Origin of the sequence: Thioalkalivibrio sp. AKL6, assembly GCF_000376905.1 — a bacterium.
GTDB lineage: Bacteria > Pseudomonadota > Gammaproteobacteria > Ectothiorhodospirales > Ectothiorhodospiraceae > Thioalkalivibrio > Thioalkalivibrio versutus.
Genome location: NZ_AQXS01000008.1, coordinates 41,631 through 66,153 on the forward strand (window position 1 = coordinate 41,631; position 24,523 = coordinate 66,153).

25 protein-coding genes are annotated in these 24,523 nt (G+C 66.7%); 11 read left to right on the top strand and 14 right to left on the bottom strand.

Annotated elements, in window-relative coordinates; all coding sequences use genetic code 11:
* Positions 1-194 precede the first annotated feature (194 nt).
* Positions 195-944, bottom strand: coding sequence for a Nif3-like dinuclear metal center hexameric protein (locus D575_RS0103285; protein ID WP_018144485.1), 750 nt, complete (start codon positions 942-944; stop codon positions 195-197).
* Positions 945-986: 42 nt separating this feature from the next.
* Between D575_RS0103285 and D575_RS0103290 the strand changes: the two genes are divergently transcribed.
* A complete protein-coding gene (locus D575_RS0103290) occupies positions 987-2,108 on the top strand; it encodes a S1C family serine protease (protein WP_018144486.1) in 1,122 nt (373 codons plus the stop codon).
* A 23-nt stretch (positions 2,109-2,131) separates the two neighbouring features.
* On the opposite strand, the gene D575_RS0103295 is transcribed toward D575_RS0103290, so the two are convergent.
* From D575_RS0103295 to D575_RS14450, 5 genes are all read right to left on the bottom strand, one after another.
* On the bottom strand, positions 2,132-3,040 hold the full coding sequence (locus D575_RS0103295; protein WP_018144487.1) for a copper resistance D family protein: 909 nt from the start codon (positions 3,038-3,040) through the stop codon (positions 2,132-2,134).
* A 3-nt stretch (positions 3,041-3,043) separates the two neighbouring features.
* Positions 3,044-3,415, bottom strand: a complete 372-nt coding sequence (locus D575_RS0103300; protein ID WP_018144488.1) for a copper resistance CopC family protein — start codon at positions 3,413-3,415, stop codon at positions 3,044-3,046.
* Between the two features lie 113 nt (positions 3,416-3,528).
* A complete protein-coding gene (locus tag D575_RS0103305; RefSeq protein WP_018144489.1) occupies positions 3,529-4,929 on the bottom strand; it encodes a multicopper oxidase family protein in 1,401 nt (466 codons plus the stop codon).
* A complete protein-coding gene (locus D575_RS0103310; RefSeq protein ID WP_018144490.1) occupies positions 4,929-6,587 on the bottom strand; it encodes a TolC family protein in 1,659 nt (552 codons plus the stop codon). The genes D575_RS0103305 and D575_RS0103310 overlap by 1 nt, the downstream gene beginning before the upstream one ends.
* Positions 6,588-6,735: 148 nt before the next feature.
* Complete coding sequence (locus D575_RS14450; protein WP_369699425.1) at positions 6,736-7,116, bottom strand: hypothetical protein; 381 nt, start codon at positions 7,114-7,116, stop codon at positions 6,736-6,738.
* On the opposite strand from D575_RS14450, the gene D575_RS14650 reads away from it, so the two are divergent.
* Positions 7,006-7,248: a hypothetical protein gene (locus D575_RS14650; RefSeq protein ID WP_338065499.1), complete on the top strand. Its 243-nt coding sequence runs from the start codon at positions 7,006-7,008 to the stop codon at positions 7,246-7,248. The genes D575_RS14450 and D575_RS14650 overlap by 111 nt on opposite strands.
* A gap of 206 nt (positions 7,249-7,454) precedes the next feature.
* On the opposite strand, the gene pepN is transcribed toward D575_RS14650, so the two are convergent.
* A complete protein-coding gene (gene pepN, locus D575_RS0103320) occupies positions 7,455-10,091 on the bottom strand; it encodes an aminopeptidase N (RefSeq protein WP_018144492.1) in 2,637 nt (878 codons plus the stop codon).
* A gap of 397 nt (positions 10,092-10,488) precedes the next feature.
* On the opposite strand from pepN, the gene D575_RS0103325 reads away from it, so the two are divergent.
* From D575_RS0103325 to D575_RS0103335, 3 genes are all read left to right on the top strand, one after another.
* The gene (locus tag D575_RS0103325) at positions 10,489-11,310 is read left to right on the top strand and encodes a TatD family hydrolase (protein WP_018144493.1); all 822 of its coding nucleotides are present in this window, start codon (positions 10,489-10,491) and stop codon (positions 11,308-11,310) included.
* A 93-nt stretch (positions 11,311-11,403) separates the two neighbouring features.
* A complete protein-coding gene (gene rhuM / locus D575_RS0103330) occupies positions 11,404-12,417 on the top strand; it encodes a RhuM family protein (protein WP_018144494.1) in 1,014 nt (337 codons plus the stop codon).
* 59 nt (positions 12,418-12,476) lie between these two features.
* Positions 12,477-13,247, top strand: coding sequence for an SDR family oxidoreductase (locus D575_RS0103335; RefSeq protein ID WP_018144495.1), 771 nt, complete (start codon positions 12,477-12,479; stop codon positions 13,245-13,247).
* A gap of 145 nt (positions 13,248-13,392) precedes the next feature.
* On the opposite strand, the gene D575_RS0103340 is transcribed toward D575_RS0103335, so the two are convergent.
* Positions 13,393-13,854, bottom strand: a complete 462-nt coding sequence (locus D575_RS0103340) for a UPF0158 family protein (protein ID WP_026182033.1) — start codon at positions 13,852-13,854, stop codon at positions 13,393-13,395.
* A 229-nt stretch (positions 13,855-14,083) separates the two neighbouring features.
* Positions 14,084-15,109 (bottom strand): nitroreductase family protein, encoded by a 1,026-nt coding sequence (locus D575_RS0103345; protein WP_018144497.1) that lies wholly within the window; start codon positions 15,107-15,109, stop codon positions 14,084-14,086.
* A gap of 97 nt (positions 15,110-15,206) precedes the next feature.
* Here D575_RS0103345 and D575_RS0103350 point away from each other — a divergent pair, with 97 nt between their 5' ends.
* From D575_RS0103350 to D575_RS0103360, 3 genes are all read left to right on the top strand, one after another.
* Positions 15,207-16,055: a DUF6544 family protein gene (locus D575_RS0103350; protein WP_018144498.1), complete on the top strand. Its 849-nt coding sequence runs from the start codon at positions 15,207-15,209 to the stop codon at positions 16,053-16,055.
* A 131-nt stretch (positions 16,056-16,186) separates the two neighbouring features.
* The gene (locus D575_RS0103355; protein ID WP_018144499.1) at positions 16,187-17,035 is read left to right on the top strand and encodes a CPBP family intramembrane glutamic endopeptidase; all 849 of its coding nucleotides are present in this window, start codon (positions 16,187-16,189) and stop codon (positions 17,033-17,035) included.
* Positions 17,036-17,287: 252 nt separating this feature from the next.
* On the top strand, positions 17,288-17,833 hold the full coding sequence (locus D575_RS0103360) for a glycine cleavage system protein R (RefSeq protein ID WP_018144500.1): 546 nt from the start codon (positions 17,288-17,290) through the stop codon (positions 17,831-17,833).
* A 190-nt stretch (positions 17,834-18,023) separates the two neighbouring features.
* Here D575_RS0103360 and D575_RS0103365 read toward each other — a convergent pair whose 3' ends face one another.
* The 5 genes from D575_RS0103365 to D575_RS0103385 form a co-directional block, all read right to left on the bottom strand.
* Positions 18,024-19,508: a RimK family protein gene (locus D575_RS0103365; protein ID WP_018144501.1), complete on the bottom strand. Its 1,485-nt coding sequence runs from the start codon at positions 19,506-19,508 to the stop codon at positions 18,024-18,026.
* Positions 19,501-20,670 carry a GNAT family N-acetyltransferase/peptidase C39 family protein gene (locus D575_RS0103370; RefSeq protein WP_018144502.1) on the bottom strand — a complete coding sequence of 390 codons (1,170 nt, stop codon included), beginning with the start codon at positions 20,668-20,670 and terminating at the stop codon, positions 19,501-19,503. Before D575_RS0103370 ends, D575_RS0103365 begins: the two co-directional genes overlap by 8 nt.
* Before the next feature lie 95 nt (positions 20,671-20,765).
* On the bottom strand, positions 20,766-21,437 hold the full coding sequence (locus D575_RS0103375) for a haloacid dehalogenase type II (protein ID WP_018144503.1): 672 nt from the start codon (positions 21,435-21,437) through the stop codon (positions 20,766-20,768).
* A 98-nt stretch (positions 21,438-21,535) separates the two neighbouring features.
* On the bottom strand, positions 21,536-22,048 hold the full coding sequence (locus tag D575_RS0103380) for a YiiX/YebB-like N1pC/P60 family cysteine hydrolase (protein WP_231367503.1): 513 nt from the start codon (positions 22,046-22,048) through the stop codon (positions 21,536-21,538).
* 86 nt (positions 22,049-22,134) lie between these two features.
* On the bottom strand, positions 22,135-22,440 hold the full coding sequence (locus D575_RS0103385) for a hypothetical protein (protein WP_018144505.1): 306 nt from the start codon (positions 22,438-22,440) through the stop codon (positions 22,135-22,137).
* Positions 22,441-22,609: 169 nt separating this feature from the next.
* Here D575_RS0103385 and D575_RS0103390 point away from each other — a divergent pair, with 169 nt between their 5' ends.
* The 3 genes from D575_RS0103390 (at position 22,610) to D575_RS0103400 (ending at position 24,504) form a co-directional block, all read left to right on the top strand.
* A complete protein-coding gene (locus D575_RS0103390; protein ID WP_018144506.1) occupies positions 22,610-22,933 on the top strand; it encodes a BolA family transcriptional regulator in 324 nt (107 codons plus the stop codon).
* A 4-nt stretch (positions 22,934-22,937) separates the two neighbouring features.
* Complete coding sequence (locus D575_RS0103395; RefSeq protein WP_018144507.1) at positions 22,938-24,137, top strand: alkaline phosphatase family protein; 1,200 nt, start codon at positions 22,938-22,940, stop codon at positions 24,135-24,137.
* Positions 24,138-24,201: 64 nt separating this feature from the next.
* Complete coding sequence (locus D575_RS0103400) at positions 24,202-24,504, top strand: hypothetical protein (RefSeq protein ID WP_018144508.1); 303 nt, start codon at positions 24,202-24,204, stop codon at positions 24,502-24,504.
* The last annotated feature ends 19 nt before the right edge of the window (positions 24,505-24,523 follow it).

Genomic DNA, 24,523 nt, shown 5'->3' on the forward strand with positions numbered 1-24,523 from the left:
TAGAATTCCCGAACACGCTAATAAGGTCAAGTAGATTGCCGCCTTAAGACCGAGCATTGCACTCGGTCTCACGCCCCCGAAAACCTTATAAGCAGTTGATTATAAATTTGCTTGTTCCGGGCGCTGCCAACGCCCCGAAACCGCACATTCTGCACCACAATCTCGCAGCACGCGGCCCGTGAGGGCGACATCGCTCAGGCGGGATTGTCGATCTCGATGAACTCGTGTTCGAGACCGAAACGCTCCCCGCACCACTGCCCCAGGGCCAGGGCCCCGTAACGTTCGGTCGCATGGTGCCCGGCGGCAAAGTAATGCACCCCAAGCTCGCGCGCCTCGTGGGTGGTCTGTTCGGAGATCTCGCCACTGACATAGGCATCCACCCCCAGGGCCGCCGCCTCGGTCAGTAGCGACTGCGCCCCGCCGGTACACCAGGCGATGCGCCGGATCGGGTGATCGCCGGCCTCCACGCAAAGGGCCTCGCGTCCCAGCACGTTGCTGATGTGCGCCTGCATGTCCGGCGCCGACAACGGGCGGGCGGGGGTTCCGATCTGGCCGACACCGTCCTCGCGCAGTACGCCGTCGATCGCGAACCCCAGGCGTCCCGCCAGCTGGGTATTGTTGCCGAGTGCCGGATGGGCATCCAGCGGCAGATGGTAGGCCACCAGATTGATGTCGTGCGCGAGCAACTGCCGCAGGCGCTCCCGCTTCATGCCGGTCACCTCCTGCGGCTCGCCCTTCCAGAAGTAACCATGGTGTACCAGGATCAGGTCGGCCCCGGTCTCAACGGCCGCCTCCACCAGCGCCAGCGAGGCGGTCACCCCGCTGACGATCCGGCGGATCTCGCGCCGTCCCTCGACCTGCAGCCCGTTTGGACAGTAGTCGCGGAAGCGCTCCGGTTCGAGTTCCGCATTGAGTGCCTGCATCAGTTCGTCGCGATCGACCACGGCGGGATCCCCTGTTGAGCGATGATTCGGTATATTCGGCATATGGTGAATTTCTCCCGCTTCCTGCTGCAAGCTGCGCTGACCGGTATCGCCCTGGCGGTGGTGATCGCAGTGTTCTTCCCCGAGATCCTCGGCCGCGGCGACCCGGGTGCCGAGTTGCAGGTCGCCGAGCCGGTGGCTGCGCCTGCCGCAACCGGCGCGCCGGCCAGCTATGCCGACGGCGTGCGCCGCGCCGCACCCGCGGTGGTCAACATCATGACCTCGCGCACCATCGACCGCCCGTCCGGCTTCGGCCTGCACGAGTTCTTTGGCCAGGAACTGCCACCGGGCGAACAGGAACAGTCCAGCCTCGGCTCCGGGGTCATCATGACCGATCAGGGGCACGTGCTCACCAATCACCACGTGATCGAGGAGGCCGATGCCATCGCCATCGTGCTGCCCGGCGGCGAGGCCCATCCCGCGGAGATCATCGGCATCGACGCGGACACCGACCTCGCCGTGCTGCGCGTGCGGGTGCCGAATCTGGCCGTGGCCACGGTGGGTCACTCCAGCGACCTGCAGGTGGGTGACGTGGTCCTGGCCATTGGCAATCCGTTCGGGGTCGGCCAGACCGTGACCCAGGGCATTGTCTCCGCCACCGGACGTAACCAGCTCGGCATCAACACCTTCGAGGATTTCATTCAGACCGACGCGGCCATCAACCCGGGCAACTCCGGCGGCGCGCTGATCAATGCCCGCGGCGAGGTCATCGGCATCAACACGGCGATCTTCTCGCGCTCCGGCGGCTCCCACGGCATCGGTTTCGCAATCCCCGTGGACCTGGCGCGCAGCGTGATGACCGACATCATCGAACAGGGCTTTGTCGCCCGCGGCTGGCTGGGGATCGAGGTCCAGGCGATGAACCGCGAACTGGCCGAATCCTTCGGCCTGGATGCCCCGCGCGGCGTACTGGTGGCGGGCATCCTGCGCGAAGGCCCTGCCGAAGACGCCGGCATCCGCCCAGGGGACGTCATCACCCACCTCGACGACAGCAGCGTGAACACCCCGCGCGAGGCCCTCAACGCGATCGCCCGCACCGCGCCGGGCGCAACCCTGGACATCCGCATCCAGCGTGAGGGCGAGGACATCGAACTCTCGGCAACTGTCGTCCAGCGCCCGATCTAGGCAACACCCACCCGGGGTCTTTCTCAACCGTTGGCCGGCGAGCTGACCGTGGTCAGCACCGCGGTCAGCAGCAGGATCAACGCCACCAGGGCACCCTCCAGCGCAATGCTGCGCCGCAGACGCCGCGGTGCTCCCGCTTCGCCGCGCTCGAAGGCCGGCACCAGCCGCCACTTGTTCGCGGCCGCCAGCAGCAGGAGCAGTGCGACGATCAGCACCTTGCCGATCAGGAACTGGCCATAGCCGGTGGTCAGCAACGGCGTGATGCCCCCCAGCAACCACCAGGCGAGAACCACCCCCGCCAGCACCAGTAATCCGACCCCAACCATCGCGACCTGCCCGAAACGGGCCAGGATGCGCGCGGCATCCGCACCCTCGGGAGGATGCCCGGCCAGCCGGTACAGCGGCGCCAGCGACGCGACCCAGAAGGCGGCAGCCAGCAGATGCACGATCAGCAAGCCGGCCAACAGAACACGAGGCTCGTCCACGGTATGGCCCACCTGCACGAAGGCAAACATCACCAACAGCACCCCGGCCAGGCTCAGGCCGTAGCCCACCCCTGGCAGACGCCGGGCATCCAGAAGGATCGCCTGAACCAGTAACAGGCCCGTCACCGCGAGCATCAGCCGGGTCCCCTGCGCGCCCTCAAAGACCATACCGAGCAACATCGGGTCGATCGCGGAGGCAACGTTCCCGCCCCCGAGATACCCGGCCTGCAGGGTCCACTGGAAAAGGGCCAGGGCGATCGCCGCCCAGGCCGCGATTGCCCCCGTCCGGGCGAGCACCCGGCGATCCGGATCGGGCAGATCCGGAAACGCCAGGCGAAACAGCACCGCCCCGGTCGCCAGCAGGGCCCCGAGGTAGAACCCGGCCGTCACGAGGATCATCGCAACAGTCCAGGCCTCCACCCCGGCGAGTGCCGACATCCAGGCCATGGATCAGTCCTCCACCGTGAAGCGGAAGCCATCGGACATCATGTGCCCGTCGCGCGCCAGACCGCGCCAGCGCACCTGATAGCTACCGGCCGGAAGCGGCTCCGCAGGCTCCACGAAGTAGCGCTCGGTCGGCTCGTTGCCCGGCCGATTCGCCATCCTCACACGGCCGTTGGGGCCGGTCACGTCGAACTGGGTAATGCGCATCGCGCCATCGAACTCGATGCCGATCTCCTCCGGCGAGCCCTGCACGGTGGCGCCATCCTCCGGCGTGCTGCCCAAATCGCCCTCATGGGCCAGCAGCGGCATGGCCAGGGCCAGCAGCAGGGCCGCCAGGGCGGCTCGGGTGGTGTTGTGGATCGTGCTCTTGGTCTGCATGTCGTGTCCTCTTCTCGTTTTGTCGTTTGGCTGTGTGGCAAACGTTGCGTGGAAACAGGTGTGGGTAACACGGAGGGTCCGAATGGACCCTCCGGCCGGTTCCATACCGGAGACTAGTGGTCGTGACCTCCATGCCCCCCGTGACCACCATGGCCGTTCGCGTCGCGGCTGGGGGTCGGCAGCGCATCCGAGCCCTCGCCGGCCAGCTTGCCGCGGCGGACCGGATTGCCGAAGTCCGGGTCATCGCTGACCATCCAGGCGACCTCGCCCTCCGGATGCCAGTACCAGCCCGGGTCACGGAAGTCGCCCGGCTCCAGGTCGTCACGGACCTTGATCAGGGTGAACATCCCGCCCATGCCGATGCTGCCGAAGGGCCCCTGCCCCATGGCCATCGCCAGGGTGTTCTCCGGGCCGGTCATGTGACCGCTGTCGGTATGCTCCTGGTGATCGGCCATGCCGTGCTCGCCCATCGCCATGTAACCGGGGAGGATCGAGCGGATCTCCTCCTCGATACCGGACTGATCCACGCCTAGCGGGTTGGCAATGCCGTGGCCCATCGGGTTCATGGTGTGATGCGACATGTGGCAGTGGAACGCCCAGTCACCCGGCGGCGCGACGAACTCGATATCGCGGGTCTGGCCGACCGCCACGATCTCGGTGGTCTCCTTGCGCCACTGGCTGCGTGGCCAGCGCCCGCCATCGGAGCCGGTCACCTCGAACGACACCCCGTGCACATGCATCGGGTGGTTCCACATCGACAGATTGCCCATGCGGATACGCACCCGCTCGCCGGTCTTCGCCACCAGCGAGTCGATGGCCGGGAACACCTTGGAGTTCATCGACCACAGGTCGAAATCCACCATCACCGACGGGTCCGGTGTGCGGGTGCCCGGATGCAGACTCCAGTTGTGCAACAGGATCGCGTAGTCGCGGTCCACCGGCTCGATCTCGCCATCCTTCGGGTGGATGATGAACATGCCCATCATCCCCATCGCCATCTGCACCATCTCGTCGGCGTGCGGGTGGTACATGTGCGTGCCGTGCTGGTTCAGCTCGAACTCGTAGACGAAGGTCTCGCCCGGGTGGATCGGCGGCTGGGTCACGCCCTTCACCCCGTCCATGCCCGAGGGCAGGTGGATGCCGTGCCAGTGCACCGAGGTGTACTCGGGCAGCCGGTTGGTCACGTAGATGCGGACACGATCGCCCTCCACCGCCTCGATCGTCGGCCCGGGCGTGGTGCCGTTGTAGCCCCAGCACTTGGCCACCGAACCGGGCGCGAACTCGTGCTCGATCTCCTCGGCCACCAGGTGAAACTCCTTCACCCCGTCGTTCATCGTGTAGGGCAGGGTCCAGCCATTGGGCGTGTGCACCGGCATGTAGCCCTGCTCGGTGCGGTCGCCCGGCGTGTGATCGCCCTGGTTGTGGTGCTCGTGGCCGGTTTCGGCCATCACCCGTGTCAGGGTGGTCGCCGGCAGCAGGGCGCTGGCGGCAATCAGAAAGTTACGGCGCTTCATCAGTGATGCCCTCCATGCCCGTGGTTGGAATGATCGCGGTGGTCCTGGTCCTGCTGACCGTGGTCATCGTGATCCATGCCGGAATGGCCCTCGTGACCTTCATGACCTTCATGACCTTCATGACCTTCATGGCCTTCATGGCCTTCGTGGCCTTGGCCATGATCCATATCGTCATGGGCCCCGTGATCCCCGTGGTCCATACCGGAATGCCCTTCATCGCCGTCGCCATGATCCATGCCTCCATGGCCTCCGTGATCCATGGCACCGTGATCGCCATGCCCCATGGACCCGTGGTCCATGGCCGTCGGCTCGTGCTCCAGCTGGGCGGTCGCGAAGGTTCCGGCGCTACCCGGCTCGCCGCCCGGCAACTCGCCGGCCACGGCATGCGCCAGCGCGGCGCGGGCCTGCCAGTAGTCACCCAGGGCCGCGACGGTCTTCTGCCAGGCGGCCAGCTCTTCCTGCTTGATCGCGAGCAGGTCGAACACGTCGTCGAACATGAAGTTCACGCGTTCCTGGAGCCGCTCGGTCGCCAACTCGCGAGCCGGCAGCAGGTCGTCCTGCAGCACGCCGAAACGGTTGCGGTGGTGGGCCAGGCGCTCGAAGTGCTGGTGCACATCATTGGTGACCGCCTGCACGAGCGACTCGCGCCGCGCCTCGCCGTCCGCCAGCCGTGCCTCGGCGCGGCCAATACCGGCCTGGTTCTGGTTGAAGATGGGCAGCGTGAACGAGATGCCCCCACCCCACAGGCGGGTCCCGTCACCCTCACGCTCGAACTCCAGTCCCGGTTCGATATCCCCCATCCAGCGGTAACGCCGCACTAGGGCCACGCCCTCGGTCAGCCCATCCAGGGCATGATCCAGGGCGCGCAGATCCAGGCGCTGTTCCAGCGCCTGGTCCACCAGGGCCTGACGCTCCTCGACCTCTGCCAGCGGCAGCGGCAGCTCTTTCGGAAGCTCCCAGTCATCGACCTCGCCAGGCAGCCCCATCAAATGCGCCAGACGCAGCCGCGCCTCGCGCTCGCGCTGGCGGGCATCCTCGAGCTTAAGCCGTGACTCGGCCGCCCGGATGCGCAGGTGGGCGCGCTGCAGGTCCGAGATATTGCCGGCGTCATAGAAGCGCTCGCCCAAACGTGCGCCCAGATCCGCGGCCCGGCTCTCCAGGCGTTGCACCTCGGCACGCTGGCGCGCGGCCACCGCGTCATACCAGGCGCGTTCGGTGTCACTGGCCAACGCGACCATCCCCTCGGCCAGTTGCAGACGGGTGGATTCCCAGTGGGACTGCGCCATCTCCTGGCGCGAGCCGCGCATCAGCAGCCCGGAGATCCCCCAGGCCAGGCCAACGCCGTACTCGTTGCCACCGCCACCCTCGGGGCGCATGACCGACAGCGACAGCGATGGATTGGAAAACTGGGAGGCCTCGACCACTTCGGCCGCAGTCAGATCCAGCTTGGCATAAGCCTGCTGCATGCGCGGGTTGCGCCAGATGGCCTGGTGAATGGCCTCGTCGAGCGTCAGCTCGCCGGAGGGTCGGGGCATCTCCGACTCGGGCAGGTCGATCCCCTGCACCGAGAGGTCCTCCATCAGATCGGACCGGTCCAGCTCGGGCGCGGTAACCGCACAACCGGCGAGAAACAGTACCGACACCACGGGGAGCAGCAATCGGGTTGCTCGCATCGTGAAAATCTCCTTGATTCCGTACTCGATTCCGAACCGCGCGCAAGCGCACGACACGGCCTTTCTACCCGCTGCCGGGGGACACCCAGGCAGCACTCGGGCAGGAACCGGCCAAACGGCCGGCATTACGGGATCAGGAGAGGATTGGAGGGCGGTGCAACGCGGCCGTGGAAGGACCGCTATGGAAGGAATGCAGGTTTGCGCCCGGCGCGTCGGTCGCCACGACACTCATGCCGGTGATGGACGGCATGCCCTGACAGTGGCTACAGGCGGCGCAGGCAGCCAGACAAGCCGCATCCACGCAATCGGCATGTGCAAGCAGCTCGCTGGCCTGGGAATGTCCCGACGAAGACGCATGGTCCGAACCATGATGCGGCGACGCAGCATGGCCCGCCCGGTCGCCATGCGCATGGTGAACATGGGCAGCGTCGTGCCCGTGATCGTGGGCCCCGTGCTCGGCGTCGCCCTTGGACTGGGCACTATGCATCGCGTGCCCGGCGTGACCGTCTTCCATACCCACGGCCGCGGCCAGCGCCGGCAGGCCGGCAATCGCCAGCACCAGCATCCAGCACAGCAGTCGGTAGAAGACTCGCTTCACGTCGGTCCGAACCTCGTCTCGAGGGGCGTCGCGCCCCCTATAACCTGACATCAACCTACCACAACCCACAGCCACCTGCGGACGCAACCCCGACGTTCGAACGGACCCGCACCGGGACCGCCCACGGAGATCGCCACGTCGCTTCGCGACGCGCGATGACGGGTGCCTATAGCCTCGTCATCGCGAGGTGCCACAGGGGACGTGGCAACATCCAAACGAAACGCCGACGCGCGATGAGTGAAAGCGTTCGCCAGTTACTCCGCCAGCGCGCGTTCGATTACGTCGCGTAGGTCGCGCGAAACTTCGAGCGCGGCGAGGCGCTCGAGTTCCGCGCGCATCTGCTCACCACGGGCGGTGTCGACCTTGCGCCAGCGGGTCAGCGGCTGGGCCAGGCGTGCGGCGGTCTGCGGGTTCATCGCGTCCAGCTTCTCGACGAAGCCGCCCATACGGCGGTAGCCCTCGCCGTCGTCCTGGTGGAAGTGGCGTTCGTTGCGCGCCATGAACGGCCCCAGCACCGCGCGCACGCGGTTCGGGTTGGTCCAGCGAAAGCCGGGGTGCTCAAGCAGCGCGTCCAGGCGCTCGAAACCGCCGGCGACCTGGCTGCCCGCCTGCAGCCCGAAGTACTTGTCCAGCACCAGCGGGTCGTCGCGGTAGCGCTTTTCGAAGTCCGCCAGCAGCACCTGGCGCGCCTCGTGGTCCAGCTCGTTGACCGCATTCAGTGCGCCCATGCGCATGGTCTGGCTGCGCGCCTTCTGGTACTGCGCCAGGGCCTCGGGCACCGCGGCCTGGTCGCGCGCGGCGACGCGCAGCGCCAGCAGCCGATTGCGCAGCTGGCGCCGGCCCATGGCCTCGGCGGTGAACGCACCGTTGTCGACGTCATCCAGCTTCGGCTGAATCTGCTGCATCGCCTCGGTCAGCGGCATGTACAGGCGCTTCTCCAGGTCGTCGCGCTCGTTGCGCAGACGCACCGGGTCCACGCGCTCGAACAGCTCGGCCAGCTCGCGGGTCGGCGGCAGCTGCAGGATAGTCGCCAGCAGCACCGGCTCGATCGCCTCGTCGCGCAACAGCGCCGCCAGGGCATGCTCGATCGCCGCCTCCAGCGCGGTGTCGGCCGCATCGTGCTCGATGCGTGACCGGATCGCGCGGCGGAACAGCGTCTGCGCCGCCTCCCAGCGGGCGAAGGCGTCGTCGTCATAGGCCAGCAGATGGGCCAGCTCGTCCACGCCCTGGTTGGCGTTCAGGATCACCGGGGCGGAGAAGCCGCGCAGCCACGAGATCGCGGTTGGCGAGTCGGACAACTCTTCGAAACGGAAGGTCTGCTCGCCCTCGCTGAGCTCCAGCACCCACTCGTCCTGCACCTCGCCGCCCTTCTGGTGGGCCGTGATTCGCTGTCCTTTCGCATCCAGAAAAGCCACGCGCATCGGGATCACCACCAGCTCCTTGTGCTCCTGCCCCGGAGTTGGCGGCGTCTCCTGCGTGAGCGTGATGCGCGCCTGACCGCCGGGGCCGTCAAACGACGTCGCGGCCGTCACCCGCGGGGTGCCGGCCTGGGTGTACCAGCGCTTGAATGGCGTCAGGTTGCGGCCACTGACCTCGGCCATCACCGCCACGAAGTCGTCAGTGGTCACCGCCTGACCGTCGAAGCGCTCGAAGTAGACATCCAGTCCGCGGCGAAAGGTCTCGCGCCCGATCAGGGTGCGCAGCATGCGGATCAGCTCCGCACCCTTTTCGTACACCGTCAGGGTGTAGAAGTTGTTGATCTCGGCGTAGTGATCCGGGCGCACCGGGTGCGCCAGCGGGCCGGCATCCTCCGGGAACTGGAAGGCGCGCAGCATGGCCACGTCGTCGATGCGCTTGACGCCGAACAGGGTGCAGTCGGTGGTGAACTCCTGGTCACGGAAGACCGTGAGCCCCTCCTTCAGCGACAGCTGGAACCAGTCGCGGCAGGTCACGCGGTTGCCCGACCAGTTGTGGAAGTACTCGTGGGCGATCACCGACTCGATGGCGACGAAGTCGTCGTCGGTGGCGGTGTCGGGGCTGGCCAGCACGTACTTGGCGTTGAACAGGTTCAACCCCTTGTTCTCCATCGCCCCCATGTTGAAGTCGTCCACCGCGACGATCATGTACACATCCAGATCGTATTCGCGGCCGAAGGCCTCCTCATCAAAGCGCATGGCGCGCTTCAGCGAGGCCAGCGCGTGATCGCAGCGATCGGCGTTGTGTGCCTCCACGTACAGCTCGAGCTGAACCTCGCGCCCGGACATCGTGGTGAAGGTGTCGCGCTGGCAGGCCAGATCCCCCGCGACCAGCGCGAACAGGTACGACGGCTTGAGGAACGGGTCCTCCCACACGGCGTAATGCCGGCCACCGTCCAGCTCGCCGGCCTCCACCCGGTTACCGTTCGCCAGCAGCACCGGATACTGCGCCCGGTCCGCCTCCAGGCGCACGCGATAGGTCGTCAGCACATCCGGACGATCGGGGAAGAACGTGATGCGGCGAAATCCCTCCGGCTCGCACTGGGTGCAGAGGTTGCCGCTGGAGGCGTACAACCCCTCCAGCGCGGTGTTCTGATCCGGGTGGCAGCGGCTGACGATCTCCAGCCGCGCGGCCTCCGGCAGGCCGTGGAGCAGCAGCCCCTCGGCGTCCTGTTCCAGCAAACCCTCGGCCGGCTTGGCGCCGTCCACCGTGAACGAGACCAGCTCCACGCCATCGCCATACAGGCGCAGCGGCGCATCCGGCTCCACCGCCTCCGGGTTGCGCCGCACCGCCATGCGCGTCGTCACCTCGGTGGCTGCCGCCGCCAGATCAAAGTCCAGCTCCAGGCTCTCCACCACAAACGCCGGTTGCTGATAGTCGTTCAGATAAACCGCCAGGGGGCTCGCATCACGCATTCCAAACTCCAAATCATCAATAACCGTTCAACACGTATCACGCCCACGCGTTCCATACCCCAAACCCGGACAAGGACCCCGTCATTGCGAGGCGCCGAAGGCGCCGCGGCAACCTTCATCCGCAACCCCCCACGCTTCTCCGCCCCGGCCCGGGCCACCCCCACAGATCGCCACGTCGCTACGCTCCTCGCGATGACGCTGCTTGTTCCCCCGTCATTGCGAGGCGCCGAAGGCGCCGCGGCAATCTCCCAAAACTGGCAGAGCGATCGGCCCGCCCTTCGGGCCGGCCTGCGGCCGTGCAACGCGCTTCGAGCTTTTGTGCCACGGCACCGACGGCATCTCGCAATGACAGCCCCGGGAACTGGCACCACGCGTCCAATCCGTTAGCATACCGCGCATGGAATGGATCGATATCTGCTTTAACCTCACCCACGAATCCTTCAACAAGGAACGCGACGAGATCCTCGAACGCGCCCGCGAGGCCGGTGTCTCCTGGATGCTGATCACCGGCGCCGACGCCCACCAGAGCGAAAAATGCCTGGAGATCGCCGACCGCTACCCGGACTGCTGCCGCGCCACCCTGGGCGTGCATCCACATCTCGCCAAACAGTGGACCGACGCGATCGCCGCCCGGTTCAGTGACCTCGCCCGCGCGGACGCCAACGTGGTCGCCATGGGCGAGATGGGTCTGGACTACAACCGGGACCACTCGCCGCGCCCGCAGCAGCGCAGCGCCTTCGAGGCCCAGCTAGAGCTGGCCGCCGACCTCGGCCTGCCGGTATTCCTGCACGAACGCGACGCCCACCACGACTTCGCCCAGATCCTGCGCCGCTGGCGCGACAAGGTGCCGGCGGCCGTGGTGCACTGCTTCACCGGCGAGGCCGACGCCCTGGCCGAATACCTCGACCTCGACTGCCACATCGGCATCACCGGCTGGGTCTGCGACGAACGCCGCGGCCACCACCTGCACCCGCTGGTCCCGCGCATCCCGCGCGGCCGCCTGATGATCGAAACGGATGCGCCCTACCTCCTGCCGCGCAGCCTGCCCAAGGGCACCGGCAAGAAGATCGGCAACGGCCGGCGCAATGAGCCCGCCTTCCTCCCCCACATCGGCGAATACGTGGCCAAGCTGCGCGACGAAACCACCGAAGAACTCGCCGCCCACACCACCGCGACCGCCCGAGCCTTCTACAACCTTCCGCCGGCATCACGCGAGTAATACGGTGAGAGCATCCACCCGGCCAGCTGGTGACAGGAAACACAGCCAGGAACAAGCTATAAAACAGCAACCCCTCAAGGAAGAGGATCCGACATGACCCGGGAAGACGAAACACCGATCGTCATTTACGAAGATGATGCCGACCACATCGTGGAAGTCCGACTGGACACCGGACGCGATACCGTTTGGTTGACGCAGCGGCAGATGGCCGAGCTCTTTGACACCTCAACCGACAACGTCGGTCTGCATCTCAAGAACATCTACAAAGACGACGAACTCGATGAACCGTCAACTACCGAGGATTCCTCGGTACTTCGACAGGAAGGCGCTCGCCAGGTCTCACGACGCATCAAGCACTACAACCTCGACGCCATCATTTCGGTTGGCTACCGGGTCAACTCCCGCCGTGCTGTGCACTTCCGCCAATGGGCCACCCGCGTGCTGCGCGAACACCTGACCCGGGGCTGGACCCTCAACCGCCAGCGCTTCGAGACCAACGCCCGGGAGCTGGAAGCCGCACTGGAGCTGGTGCGCCGTACCGCCCGCAGCCCGGAACTGGGCGTCGAAGCCGGTCGTGGGCTGGTCGACATCGTCACCCGCTACGCCCAGACCTTCCTGCTGTTGCAGCGCTACGACGAGGGCCTGCTAACCGAGCCCAGGGCCGAGAGTGGGGGCACACTTCCAACACCCGACGAGGCGCGCAGCGCCCTCGCCACGCTAAAGAAAGACCTGGTCGCAAAGAAACAGGCAACCGAACTCTTCGCCCAGGAGCGCGGCGACGGCTTCGAGTCGCTACTGGGCAACCTGGACCAGTCCGTATTCGGCGAACCGGCCTACCCCACGGTCGAGTCCAAGGCGGCGCACCTGCTGTACTTCGTGATCAAAAACCACCCGTTCTCCGACGGCAACAAGCGCAGCGCCGCCTACCTGTTCGTCGACTTCCTGCATCGCAATCACCGTCTCATCAGCCCAGCCGGCGAGCCCGTGATCAACGATGTAGGCCTGGCCGCCCTGACCCTGCTGGTGGCGGAATCCGACCCCGACAACAAGGAAACGATGATCCGCCTGATCATGAACATGCTCGCGCACGAGACCGAAACCGCATGACTCACGTCGCCCCGCCTATCGCGCCAGCCGTGGGCAGCAAGGCTCACCCGTGACCTTGAATGTCTGAGCACACGCCCCGTCAAAGTCATTCTCGGGTCGCGCTGATCACCGGCGCGGCGCGCGGAATCGGGCTCGGCATTGCCGAGCGCCTGGTACGGGATGGCTGGCAGGTGGTGCTGGCCGATATCGACGGCCGCGAATGTGAACAGGCGGCCGCCCGCATGGGGCCCGCCGCCCGGGCCATGACGCTGGATGTCCGCGACGAGGCCCAGGTCCGCGAAGCCATTCGGCGCACGGAGGAATGGCACGGCGGACTCGATGCGCTGGTCAACAATGCCGGCATCAGCGACCCGCACTCCGGACCACTGGAAGAACTGGAGCTGGCCGACTGGCAGCTCTGGCTGGATACCAACCTCACCGGCGCCTTCCTGCTCGCCAAGCACGCCCTGCCCCTGCTGCGCCGCCGCCGGGGCGCCATCGTGAGCATCAGCTCAACCCGCGCCCTGCAGTCGGAGCCGGACACCGAGGCCTACGCCGCCAGCAAGGGCGGGCTGGACGCCTTCACCCATGCCCTGGCCATCAGTGCCGGCCCGGAGGTCCGCGTCAACGCCATCCGCCCCGGCTGGATCGACACCCGCAGCCCCGACCAGCAGCAGGCCGAGCCGCTATCCGCGCAGGACCACGCTCAGCACCCGACCGGTCGCGTCGGCCAGCCCGCCGACATCGCCGCCCTGACCGCCTTCCTGCTCGGCCCCGACGCCGGCTTCATCACCGGCCAGATCTGGACCGCCGACGGCGGCATGACCCGCCGCATGATCTACGCCGACTGACCGTACGGCAGTTACCACGCCTTGTTCGCACCCCAAAGCGATGCGAGCGCAAGCGTGTACATGGATCATGGGTTTCCCTGCGGGCACAAGGCATGGCCCGGACCCATGCCCCTGACCCGCGTTCTGGCTGGATCGATTCAGGCAATCATTCATCCACAAACGGGATCCCTTCCTCCCCGAGGAAGTCTGCCACCCACTCACGCAGCGCCTCGTCCCGGTGCGCATACCACTCTTGATCAAGGCCCCGAACGCGGATCAGATCCTTGAAGCGGCTAAACGCCCCGCACCCGCGAATCGCGTCCAGCAGTTCGGCCTGAACGCCCGGGCCCTCCTGCTGGTAACAGAACGCCTCCATGACCCCGTACTCATCGAACGCCTCCCGGTCCGGCAGTCGGACATAATCGTCCGACGCGTGGACCGCGCGAATCATTTCCAGCACTTCCACCTGCCACGCCGGCACGTCCGCGGCATCCCACTCGGCCACGCCTTCGTCCTCTTCGCTGAAGCCGACGACCTGCCCTGTCGTCCGATGCACAAAGGCCTGCCAGCCGCGCAGCGGCGCATCAAGCTCATCCACCACGTCCTTCAGTCGCACCGGTAACGACACACCCACCCACTCCTGATTCAACGGTTGTACCATCGGCGCCCGCTGCGCCTACTTCAGCCCCCCTTACCCAGACCCGGGGTCGGACCTCTCGATCTCCCCCGGAGTCAAGAACCTACCGCTTTCAAAGCCCGTTTCTGGGCGCTTGAACTGCCCATTTCGACCGCCAAATGGCTTGTTCCAGGCAAGGGTCCCATGCGGCGCGCCAACCGCTACTTCGTGCCAGGCCACGTCAGGCACATCGGAACTCCTCGAGGTCCGACCCCGTCATGGCAGCGCCTCGTTCCCGGATGACCTGATCGATGGGCCGTCTCGGGGAGGGTGGCATTCGCTTCCTCGCATAGCCCAGACGTATCAGCAGCAGCGGTTGTTCTCCAGGCTCCAGACCCAGGTGAGTGGCAAGCCGCCTGCGAATCGGCTCGACTTCGCAAGGCATGTTGACGTGAGCGTGCGCGATATCCAAGGAAGCCGCCGTCAGCACGACGCGCTCAAAGCTGCGACCGACGTCGACCCAATGTCGCTTGTCATTCACCCTGGCGATAAAGATCAAGAGCAGAGAGGAACTACGGATGGCCTTGTCCTGCCGGGCTGCCTCGCCGTCGGGCTTGACCAGCGTCGTCATGATCCAGTTGCCGAGCCAGCGGGGCACTGAGGGAAAGCCCAATGCCGCGGCCGCGAGGCCGTCCTGGCGGGTGGAGACCTCACGCCGGGAAAAGCGGATCCACGACACGAGCTCCGCCACGAAAGCCGGATCGTTGAACTGGGCGATGTTGCCCTCCCGGACGAAGCCGATGATCGGCTCGATCTTTGGATCGCTGACGCGAAACGCACGTACGGCCACGGAATCGCAGGGGTTCGCCTCCAGCATCCGGGCAAGATCGGAGTCATTGATCGCTTTTCCATCGTAGGTTCCGCGATTCGACTGCCGTTGGGGAATCGCTTGGAACAAGGCGTTGGTGTCTTCGTCGGCGCCCTCGGAGAATCGAACCCGCAGACACTCTTCCGGTTCACCCGAGGGGAAGTAGTCGATGCGGGCCGCAAGGCCCTGCTGTGCGGCGGCGACGACGAGATTCTCGAGTGCGCAGCCCAGGCTGATGAACAGCGCGTGATCGTCCGGGTCGACGACGGGCAGGCGCCGCGAAGGGTCGGGATAGATCCGTATCGTGTCCTGTTCCACCGTGAACTGCCACGGCTGGGTGTTGTGTCCGGAGGGCGCGCGAACGGCGTAGGGGATGAGTGCCTCGACAAGCGATTCCATAGTGCACCTCCGGTAGGGGTGATCAAGCCTTCCGCAACGACCGCGTCGCCCATTGGCTCCGCCGTTCGCTACAGTATATGGAAAGGAGAGGGATTCGATGGCACTTGCAACCCTGCTGAAGACGGTTGGGTGGGTCGTCCTGATCGCGGGTATGACGGGGAGCGCGATGGGGCTGTGGACGAGCGCGCGCGATGCCCGGAACACGCAGGTGGTCTGGGACGCGTTACTGGATCAGCGGGAGCCCAGACCTGCGTCCTATGATCCGGACATGGTGGCCGACCTCCCCGAGATCGCGCAGCGCTATTTCGCGAGCGCCATCGCGCCGGGAACGCCGTTGCACAGGGCGGTTCGACTGGAGATGGAAGGCTCGCTGATCCTGAACGGCCGCGAGCTGCCGATGCAGGCCGACCAGATCCTCGCACCAGGGCATGGGTTCGTCTGGCGCGCGCATGCCGGCTCCGGGTTGATCCACTTCTCCGGCTCGGATGGCTATTGGCACGGCCAGACGAGCTGGACCCGCTTCTGGCTGTGGGGTGTGCTGCCGGTCGCCCGGATCGCGGACACCGAGGATCATGCCCGTGCCGCTGCGGCACGGATGGTGATGGAAACCGTGTGGACGCCGGCCGCGCTGTTGCCGCAGTCCGGGGCGGTGTGGACGCAGACGGGTGCGGATCACGCGGAGGTCCGGTTCCCGGAGGTGCACGGCGTCGAGCCGATCCACCTGATCCTCGACCCCGCCGGCCGGGTCCTCGAGATGACCACGCAGCGCTGGTCGGACGCGAACCCGGACCGGATCCATCGTCTGCAACCCTTTGGTGGGCGGACGCTGGACCATGCCACCCATCAGGGCTTCACCATCCCGACCGCGATGGAGATCGGTAACCTCTACGGCACCCCCGCGTACGCCCCGTTCTTTCGCGCACGCCTCACCCGGGTGGAGTACTGACACAGCAGTGCCTGCCGGGAAAACGCGCCTCCCGGAATGTTAGAAATTCGTCTTGATCCACATCAGCGATGCTTCGCGCGGGAAGAAGGACTATGCACGCTTCCACCGTGCGCATTCTTGGGAGACCCCCGATGCCAACCGAGTCGCGTTCCACTGGCCCGGCCCGGATCCCGTCATCGGGTCTGGTCGCCTTCGTCGCGATCACCTTCCTGATCACCTGGGGGTTGATCGGGGTCTACATCCTGTTTCCGGAGGCGGCTGCAGCCAGGTTTGGCGAGATCAGCGGATCGCATCCGTTCTTCTTCCTCGCAACCTGGTCCCCCGCGATTGCCGCCTTCGTGATCGTGTTCCTCTACTGCGGTACCTCCGGCATCCGGGCCTTCCTGTCCCGGCTTTTCCTCTGGCAATGCCCGGCGGGGTGGCTTGCGTTCATCCTGATCGGCCTGCCGCTCGTCTTTGTCGCGGGATCGCGGCTAATGGGTGGCCCGATACTGACGCCGCTGCCGCCAGAGGGCGCCGGCCCCGTCCTGGCCCTTCTGTTCATGATGCTCTTGCTCGGCCCGATCGAGGAGTTCGGTTGGCGCGGCGTGGCGCAACCCTTGCTTCAGCGGCACATGGCGCCGATCTGGGCCGGCCTGTTGATCGGCGCGACCTGGGGACTGTGGCACCTGCCAGCGTTCTTCCTGGCCAGCACCGCATTCGCCGACTGGAATTTTCTGCCGTTCTTCGTCGGCAACGTGGCCCTGGCGGTGCTGGTCACGCCGATCTTCAACCAGACGCGCGGCAGCCTGCTCTGGCCGATGCTGTTCCACTGGCAGCTCATCAACCCGTTCTGGCCGGATGCGCAACCCTGGGATACCTGGATCCTGGTCGCCGTGGCCGTGATGATCGTATGGTGGCACCGTGACACGATGTTCACGCGCAAAGGCGCGGTGACCGAGGTCGTGCCGGCGCGGACGACTCTCGCACTCAAACCGTGAGTGGCCTTCGAGGGTCAGGCCTTGCCTTTCCCCTTCCAGTAAAGAACCTCAGACTAGAAGACACAACCATGGATCGATCATGCGTTTAGAAGGCCTGGCGCGCGAGCGCTCCTGGCCGAACTTGGGGAACCCACCGTTCGAGCGTTGGGGGATCATTCGTTCGGCACGAAACTGCCAGCGGGCGCGTTGCCTCGGGCGGCAAGCGCGCGCAGGATATTGAGTCTGTTTGCGATGGGTGCGAGGACTGTGCGTATGAAGACTTCGGTGATTCTGACGGTGATCGGGCCGGACCGGCCGGGGCTGGTGAGCGCGGTGGCGGCCAAGGCGCGGGCCGCGGGCGGCAACTGGCTGGAGAGCCGGATGGCGCAGCTAGCCGGGCAGTTTGCCGGGGTGGTGCTGCTGGAGGTGGAAGCCGAGGCGACGGACGGGCTGGAGGCCGCACTGCGCGATCTGGAGGGCGACGGGCTGCAGGTGCATATCCAGCGCGGCAGCGAGCTGCCGGCGGCTGCTCGGCACGCCGTGGAGCTCGACCTGATCGGTCACGACCGGCCGGGGATTGTGCAGGACATCACCGCTGTGCTCTCGCGCCACGGCGTCAGTGTCGAGACGCTGGAGACCGCCTGCGAGCCGGGCTCGATGACCGGTGAGCCGATGTTCCGCGCGAAGGCCCGTCTGGGCGTCTCCGAGGGCGTGGACCTGGATACCCTGCAGGATGACCTGGAGGCCCTGGCCAACGAGCTGATGGTCGACCTGGAACTCCACGACCCGCAGCAGGAATCACCCGAAGCGGTCGCCTGACCGCCTCCGGGCACGGCCCGGCGCGACAACATCCTGTACCTGTCCTGTACCCGTAGGGTGCCGTTGAGCGCAGCGAAACGCACCACTCCCTGCACGGTCCGAACCCCGATGCGATTCGCTTCGCTCGTCACATCCTACGACGCGGCGATTGGCGGACTCTCGTTACCGATCACGGCTTCTTTGGATCAGTTCAGGGCGCGGCGCGGTGGCGGCGAGCGGCGTCGAGACGGCGGACGAAGTCCTGCATCAGGGCGGTGTAGAGCGTCTCGCCGAGGACCTTGTCCTCGATGCCGGCGTCGAGGTTGGGGTTGTCGTTCACCTCGATCACCATCACGCCGCGCGGGGTCTGCTTGAGATCCACGCCGTAGAGGCCGTCGCCGATCAGGTTGGCGGCCTTGACGGCGGTCTTGACCACCGCCGCGGGCACATCTTCCAGGGCCTGGGTGCGAAAGCCGCCCTCGCGCGCGCCGCCCTTGGCGTCGTGGTTGACGATCTGCCAGTGTTTGCGCGACATCAGGTATTGCGAGGCGTACAGTGGCTTGCGGTTGAGCACGCCGATGCGCCAGTCGAACTCGGTGTAGACGAACTCCTGGGCGAGGATCAGATCGCTCTCCTTGAGCAGGCGCCGAGCGATGGATTCCAGCTCGCCGCGGTCGTTCGCCTTGAATACGCCGCGCGAAAAGCTGCCGTCCGGGATCTTGAGCACTACGGGATAGCCGATCGATTCCTCGGCGCGCAGGATGGTCTCGCGGTTGAGGATCACCGTCTTCGGTGTGGGCACGCGATGGGCGGCCAGGCGTTCGGCCAGGTAGACCTTGTTGGTACAGCGCAGGATGGAGTCGGCATCGTCGATCACCACCATGCCCTCGGCCTCGGCCTTGCGCGCGAAGCGGTAGGTGTAGTGGTCGATCGCGGTGGTCTCGCGGATGAACAGGGCATCGAACTCCGCCAGCCGTGGCAGGTCGCGCGCCTGGATCAGCTCGACATCCATCCCCTGCTCCTGTCCGGCGCGGGCGAAGCGCTTGAGCGTCGCCGGCGTGGACGGGGCCAGGGCCTCGTCCGGGTTGTGCAGAATGGCCAGCTCGTAGCGTGCGCTGCGGGCCTCGCGCCGGCGGCGCCAGGGCTTGGAGAGGTAGCGCTCCAGGGCGGCAAAGAAGGCCGGCTCCTGCTCGGGCTCGAGCGCATTGAGCGCGAACGGGCGCAGGGCATGGATCTGCCACTGGCCCTGTAGCCGGAACTCCACCCGGAACATCGGCGCGGGGAACAGGGCGAACAGCTGCCCGGCGATCGCCTGCAGCGCCGGCTCGTCGCACTGGCCGAACAGCACGGTCAGTTCCAGCCGTTCCGGATGCGTGCGCTGGCGGCTGCGCCCAAGGACGCGCGCCACACGTTCATCCAGCTCTTCGGTGTCCAGGCTGTAGATCGACTTGCGCGACAGGTCCTGCAGGGTACGTACGCTGGGGATCACCCGATGCCCGCGCGCCTCCGCCAGCAACGAGCCGTAGTAGCCGGCCGAAAGATAGCGCTGGCTGCGGCACAGGTTGATCACCCGCAGGTTGGCGGGGTCGTCGACGGCCGGGCCGCGCAGGTAGTCGTCAATCGCCATCACCGGCAGGTCGGGGAAGTGCGGCTTCCAGTCCGCCCGGCGCTCGACCAGGATACGGTGCTCAGGCATGCGCCACCCTTGGCGTCTTGCGTGGGCCGACGATCACCGCCGCCTGCAACCCCGCGCGTCCATAGCGCGCCATGCGCTCGAAGTCCGCGCGCGCGATCGGCATGTTTACCGAATCCAGCGCGCGCTCGCCCTGCTCGGTATCCACGAACGGGTCGTGCACATAGACAAAACGCTCGTCGAACCCGGTCACCGTGACCCAGTGCGGGAAGCGTTCGGCATACAGCCGCACGCTGCTGATCAGCACCACCGGCACCCCGCCCTCGGCAGAGCGTGCCGCCAGCTGGGCCACGTTCACCGGACCATGCACCACGGGGACCCCGAGCTGCTCCAGCTCCTCGATCATCTCTTCCTGCACCAGCTGCATGACCTCCTTTTTCTCCACGCTGCGCACCGAATCGGCAAACGCCACGCCACGATCGCGCACCAGCAGTTCCACCTCGAACCCGCGATGGGCGGCCGCCAGCGCCAGCCCGTAGGGACCGCAACCGCCGTGGCCGGAGGTCATGAATATGGTGGTGGCGTCACGCCACAGGCGCAGCTCCAGGCGCCGGTCCAGCTTCAGGTCCGGGTCGATGGCGCGCATCGCCATCATCAGCGCGGCCGGGCCGCAGGTGAACTCCAGCGTCTGCGCGTAGTACGGTGCGCGCACCAGCGCCGGATCGGGACCGGGCGCCAGCGACTTCTGCAGCCGCAGCGCATCCATGTGGTCCTCGTAGTAATCATCGATGGTGCCGAAATCGCGATACCCTAGCCCACGGAACAATGCCTGACTGGCCGCGTTGTCACGCCGCACTTCCAGGCGCAGATCGGTCCGGCCGTGCTCCCGCGCCGCGTCCTCCGCCGCCTCCACCAGGCGCCGCCCGAGCCCTTGCCCGCGTGCCCGCTCGCTGACCGCGATCGAGTACAGCCGCGCCAGCGACGTACCCCGGCTGAACAGCAGCATCACGTAGCCGAGCAGGCCCTCACCGCCGGGCCCCTCCGCCACCAGCGTGGCCGCATGCCCGCGCGTGAGGAGGTAGCGAAACTGCCGCCGCGAGATGCGATCGACCTCGAACGCCGCCTGTTCCAGCGCCACAAGCGCCTCCAGATCCTCGAGCGTGGCGGGACGGATCGGGGGCGATTCGACTGCGGGCGCGACCCGTTGCTTGACCTGCTGGCTCACGCTCCTCTCCCGGCGGCTGCCCGATCTCCATCGTAGCGCAACCACCGCGTGCGAATAGCGCGTTGCAACGGGAATGCTTGCCGAGGTCGCGGCCGCTACAAACCCAGCGCGCCGGTCAGCTCGTCCAGGTCCCGGATGGTAGCGGTGGGTTCCCCGCCCCAGGGATCGAACAGCCCCTGCCCCGCCCGGTCGAGCCAGGCCGTGCGCATACCCGCGGCCTGCGCGCCGATCACGTCAAACGGGTTGCCCGAGATCAGCCAGGCATCCATCGGCAATACATTCGCCCGCTGGAGGAAATGCCGGTACACCCGTGGATCCGGCTTGAAGCAGCCGATCTCGTCCACGCTGACGACATCCTCGAAGCGATCGTCCAGACCGGCGTGGCGCAACAGCTCATCCACCGTCTCGACCCTGCCGTTGCTGAATGCGAACAGGCGGTGGCCGTCCGCGCGCAGGCGATCCAGGGCCGGAGCCGCATCGGTAAAGGCAGGGAGTTGGCGATAGCGCTGCAACAACTCCACCTCCTGCTCAGGGTCGAGCTCGATATCCAACGCCTGGCAGCAATAGCGCAGCGCCTGCTCGGTACAGGTATCGAAGTCCGCATACGCCCCCATCAGCCCGCGCCGGAAGGTGTACTCGAGCTGTTTCTCGCGCCAGGCACGCGCCAGAACAGGGGCCTGTTCGCCAAACCAGCCCTCCAGCGTCGCAGCAACGCCCAGGGGATCGATCAACGTCCCATAGATATCGAACGCCAGCGTCTGCCCCATACGCCCTCCGTAATCTCTATCGGCTGTTCACGGCGGCGTGGCAGTCCGCCCGGACAACCTCCGACAAGTCACTCACTCTTCCAGAAACTGCGCGCGTTTCACTGGACTGCAGGGACCGGAGCACCCCGGCCGGGCACCGGTCCAGCATCCCCCAACTGCAGCAGCCGATCCACCGGGATATACGAACGACCGGCCATCCGTGGCAGGTCCGCCTGGTCCAGGGCCGGGTCCACGTGTTCAAGGGCTCGCCATACGAGCTCCGAACAATAGAGCGCAGAGTCGTCTTCCAGACGGAACTGGGTGTCAAAGGGCGTCCCACGCGCCAGCTGCCCGGCCAGCCAGTCTCCGACGCGCCGGCGTTGTGCGGCGTCCAGGCCCGTGCGCACCAGCTGCGTGGCTTGTGGGCCCGCGCTGAAGGTCTCCAGCGAGTCGGCACGAATCTCGCCCCCGGCCGGCGAGCCGTCCATGTGAACGACCCTCACAGTTTCACCCTCACGGAGGATCACCCCGGCATGGCTCCAGCGCGGATCCGACTCCGAGAACCGCCGCGCCAGAAAGGCCCAGGCGCCATTGCCGGCGCGCAGGACGATATCGCCCGTAACGGGCGTCATGTCCGCACCGCGGGGGACTTCCGCCTGTACAGCCACCGGCACCGCCAGCCATAACCCCAGCAAGACCGCCAGGAGGGCCTGCAGGATTACATGCCGGTGTTGCACTGCTTGCCGGCAATCATCAGCTCTTCCATGACCTCGGCATCGACCGCCTGCTCGACCTCCCTCATGGTCGCACCGCCATCCTGCATCAGCTCAACCAACTGGGCGTATTGATTCCGGTCGAGGTTGTTGTCGAGACGCTCGGCCGCACACGTGCAGCCCTCCGTATCTCCCGAGTTCTCGATACAGGCCGTTTCAAAGTCCGCCCGCGGCGAAGAACAACCAGCCAGTGTGATCACCAGCATCCCCAGGAGGCTCGTACCGGCCATCCGCATCACTGAAATCGTCATCATGCTTCCCTGTCACGAAAATGAGCGCGGGAGTATACCCCTCCCGAAAGGGGTGTTTGCCCGACGGCCGGCAACGCCCGTCGCGCGGACGGCGGATCTGGACATGGCGGCGCATCAAGGCAGACTAGTGGCTTGTGCAGAACACACCATCATTCGCGGGAGCCGGGACATGAGCATGCAGGAACAGATCACCGCCAAGCTGGAGGAGCGCTTTGCGCCCGAGCACCTGGAAGTCGTGAACGAGAGCCACATGCACAACGTGCCGCCGGGTTCGGAGTCGCACTTCAAGGTAACCGTGGTATCCGAGGCCTTTCGCGATCAGAAACTGATCGCGCGGCACCGGCTGGTGAACCAGGCCCTGGCCGACGAGCTGGCCGGGGGCATCCACGCGCTGGCGCTGCACACCCTGGACCCGGACCAGTGGTTCGAGCGCGCCGGAAAGGTCGCGGATTCCCCGCCCTGCATGGGCGGCGACGGCGGCGCGAAGGCCTGAGGTCTTGTCGGTCACTGCCACCCCCACGGCCCACTCGGCCGTGGACGCCATCCTGCGCGCGCGGCTGGACTCCCCCGGGCTGATGGACCTGCTCGGCCAGATCGAGGCGAGCCTGAACGCGGCGGCCTCGCACCCGCCGCTCGCGGGTGTCTCCGAGCACCTGGGCCCGGACCGCCATATCGTACTCTGGCTCATCGACGGCTTTGCCGCCCGTTACCGCCGCCACACGCCGCTGTTGGGCGCGGACCACGTGACCGATCTGGAGACTGTGTTTCCCAGCACTACGGCCACCGCGATCACCAGCATCCTGACCGGCCGCTACCCCGCAAGGCATGGCCTGCTCGGCTGGCATACCCGCCTGGCGGCCGCCGAACGTACCCTTACGGTACTGATGGGCCAGGAGCGCGGCGCCGACGACCACCCGGCCACGCTCGGCTACCGCGAGCTGACCGGCCGCGTGCAGCCCGACCGCCTGGGCGACCGGCTTGACTGCGGCATGACCTTCATCGGCCCGGAATGGATCGGCGGCACACCCTACAACCGCATGATGAACCGCGGTGCCGACTTCATCGGCTTCGAGGACCTCTCCGAGCTGCCGACGCGGGTGGCCGCGCATGTGAACGCGACACCGGGACCCCACTTCACCTACGTCTACTGGTCGGAGCTGGACCATCTGGGCCACGAGTACGGCCCGGACAGCCCGGAGGTGGAGCGCCACCTGAAACAGCTGGACCTGGCCTACACCGCCACCTGCGCGCAGATCCAGCGCCCGGAGAGCGTGTTCCTGACCACCGCCGACCACGGCATGCGCACGGTCGAACGCCGCCTGGACCTCCGCGAGCATCCGGCGGTACAGGCCTGCCTGCGCCACCGTCTGACCGGCGAGCCACGCGCCGCCCTCGCCCACATCCGAACCGGACAGCACGCTGACTTCCTGCAGGCACTGGAGCGGGCGTTCGGTGACGATGTCCTGGCCATCCCGCAGGCCGAGTGGCTGGGCCACGGGACCCTCGGCCCCGAGCCGCAACACCCGGAACTGCGCGCGCGGGCCGGCGACTACCTGCTGCTACCGGTCGAGGACGCCTACCTGGTGGACCCGCCGGCCGACGACGAGGGGCCGTTCTTTGTTGGCGCCCACGGCGGCCTGTCCCCGGAGGAACGGCATATTCCCCTGTTTCTTCGGAATATCGGCCAGTCGCGGTAAACTGCCGGGTTCTGTGCCGGTCAAACCGACTGGCGCTGGCTAAACAAGACTGTCCCGAGACCCCATGAACGACACCACCGACCAGACCTACAACAACGCCGCCCAGCACCTGATCGAGCTGGCCAACCGCCTGGCGGATGACGGCCAGGCCGACGAGACCGGTGATGTTGCCGACGGCCTGCTGGCCGGTGCGATCCACTTCTGGCTGTACAGCCGCCAACCGTGCGGCGACCCGTTGTGCGAGGACTGCGCCCCGTTCGCGGATGCCGAGAGCCGGCTGGCCATGCTGCACGAACTGATCGACGAGCTGGCCCGCGACAGCGACTACTTCCACTCCACCACCGACAGCACCGTCGGCCACGCCTGACCCGCCAGCTCGGGGCCCC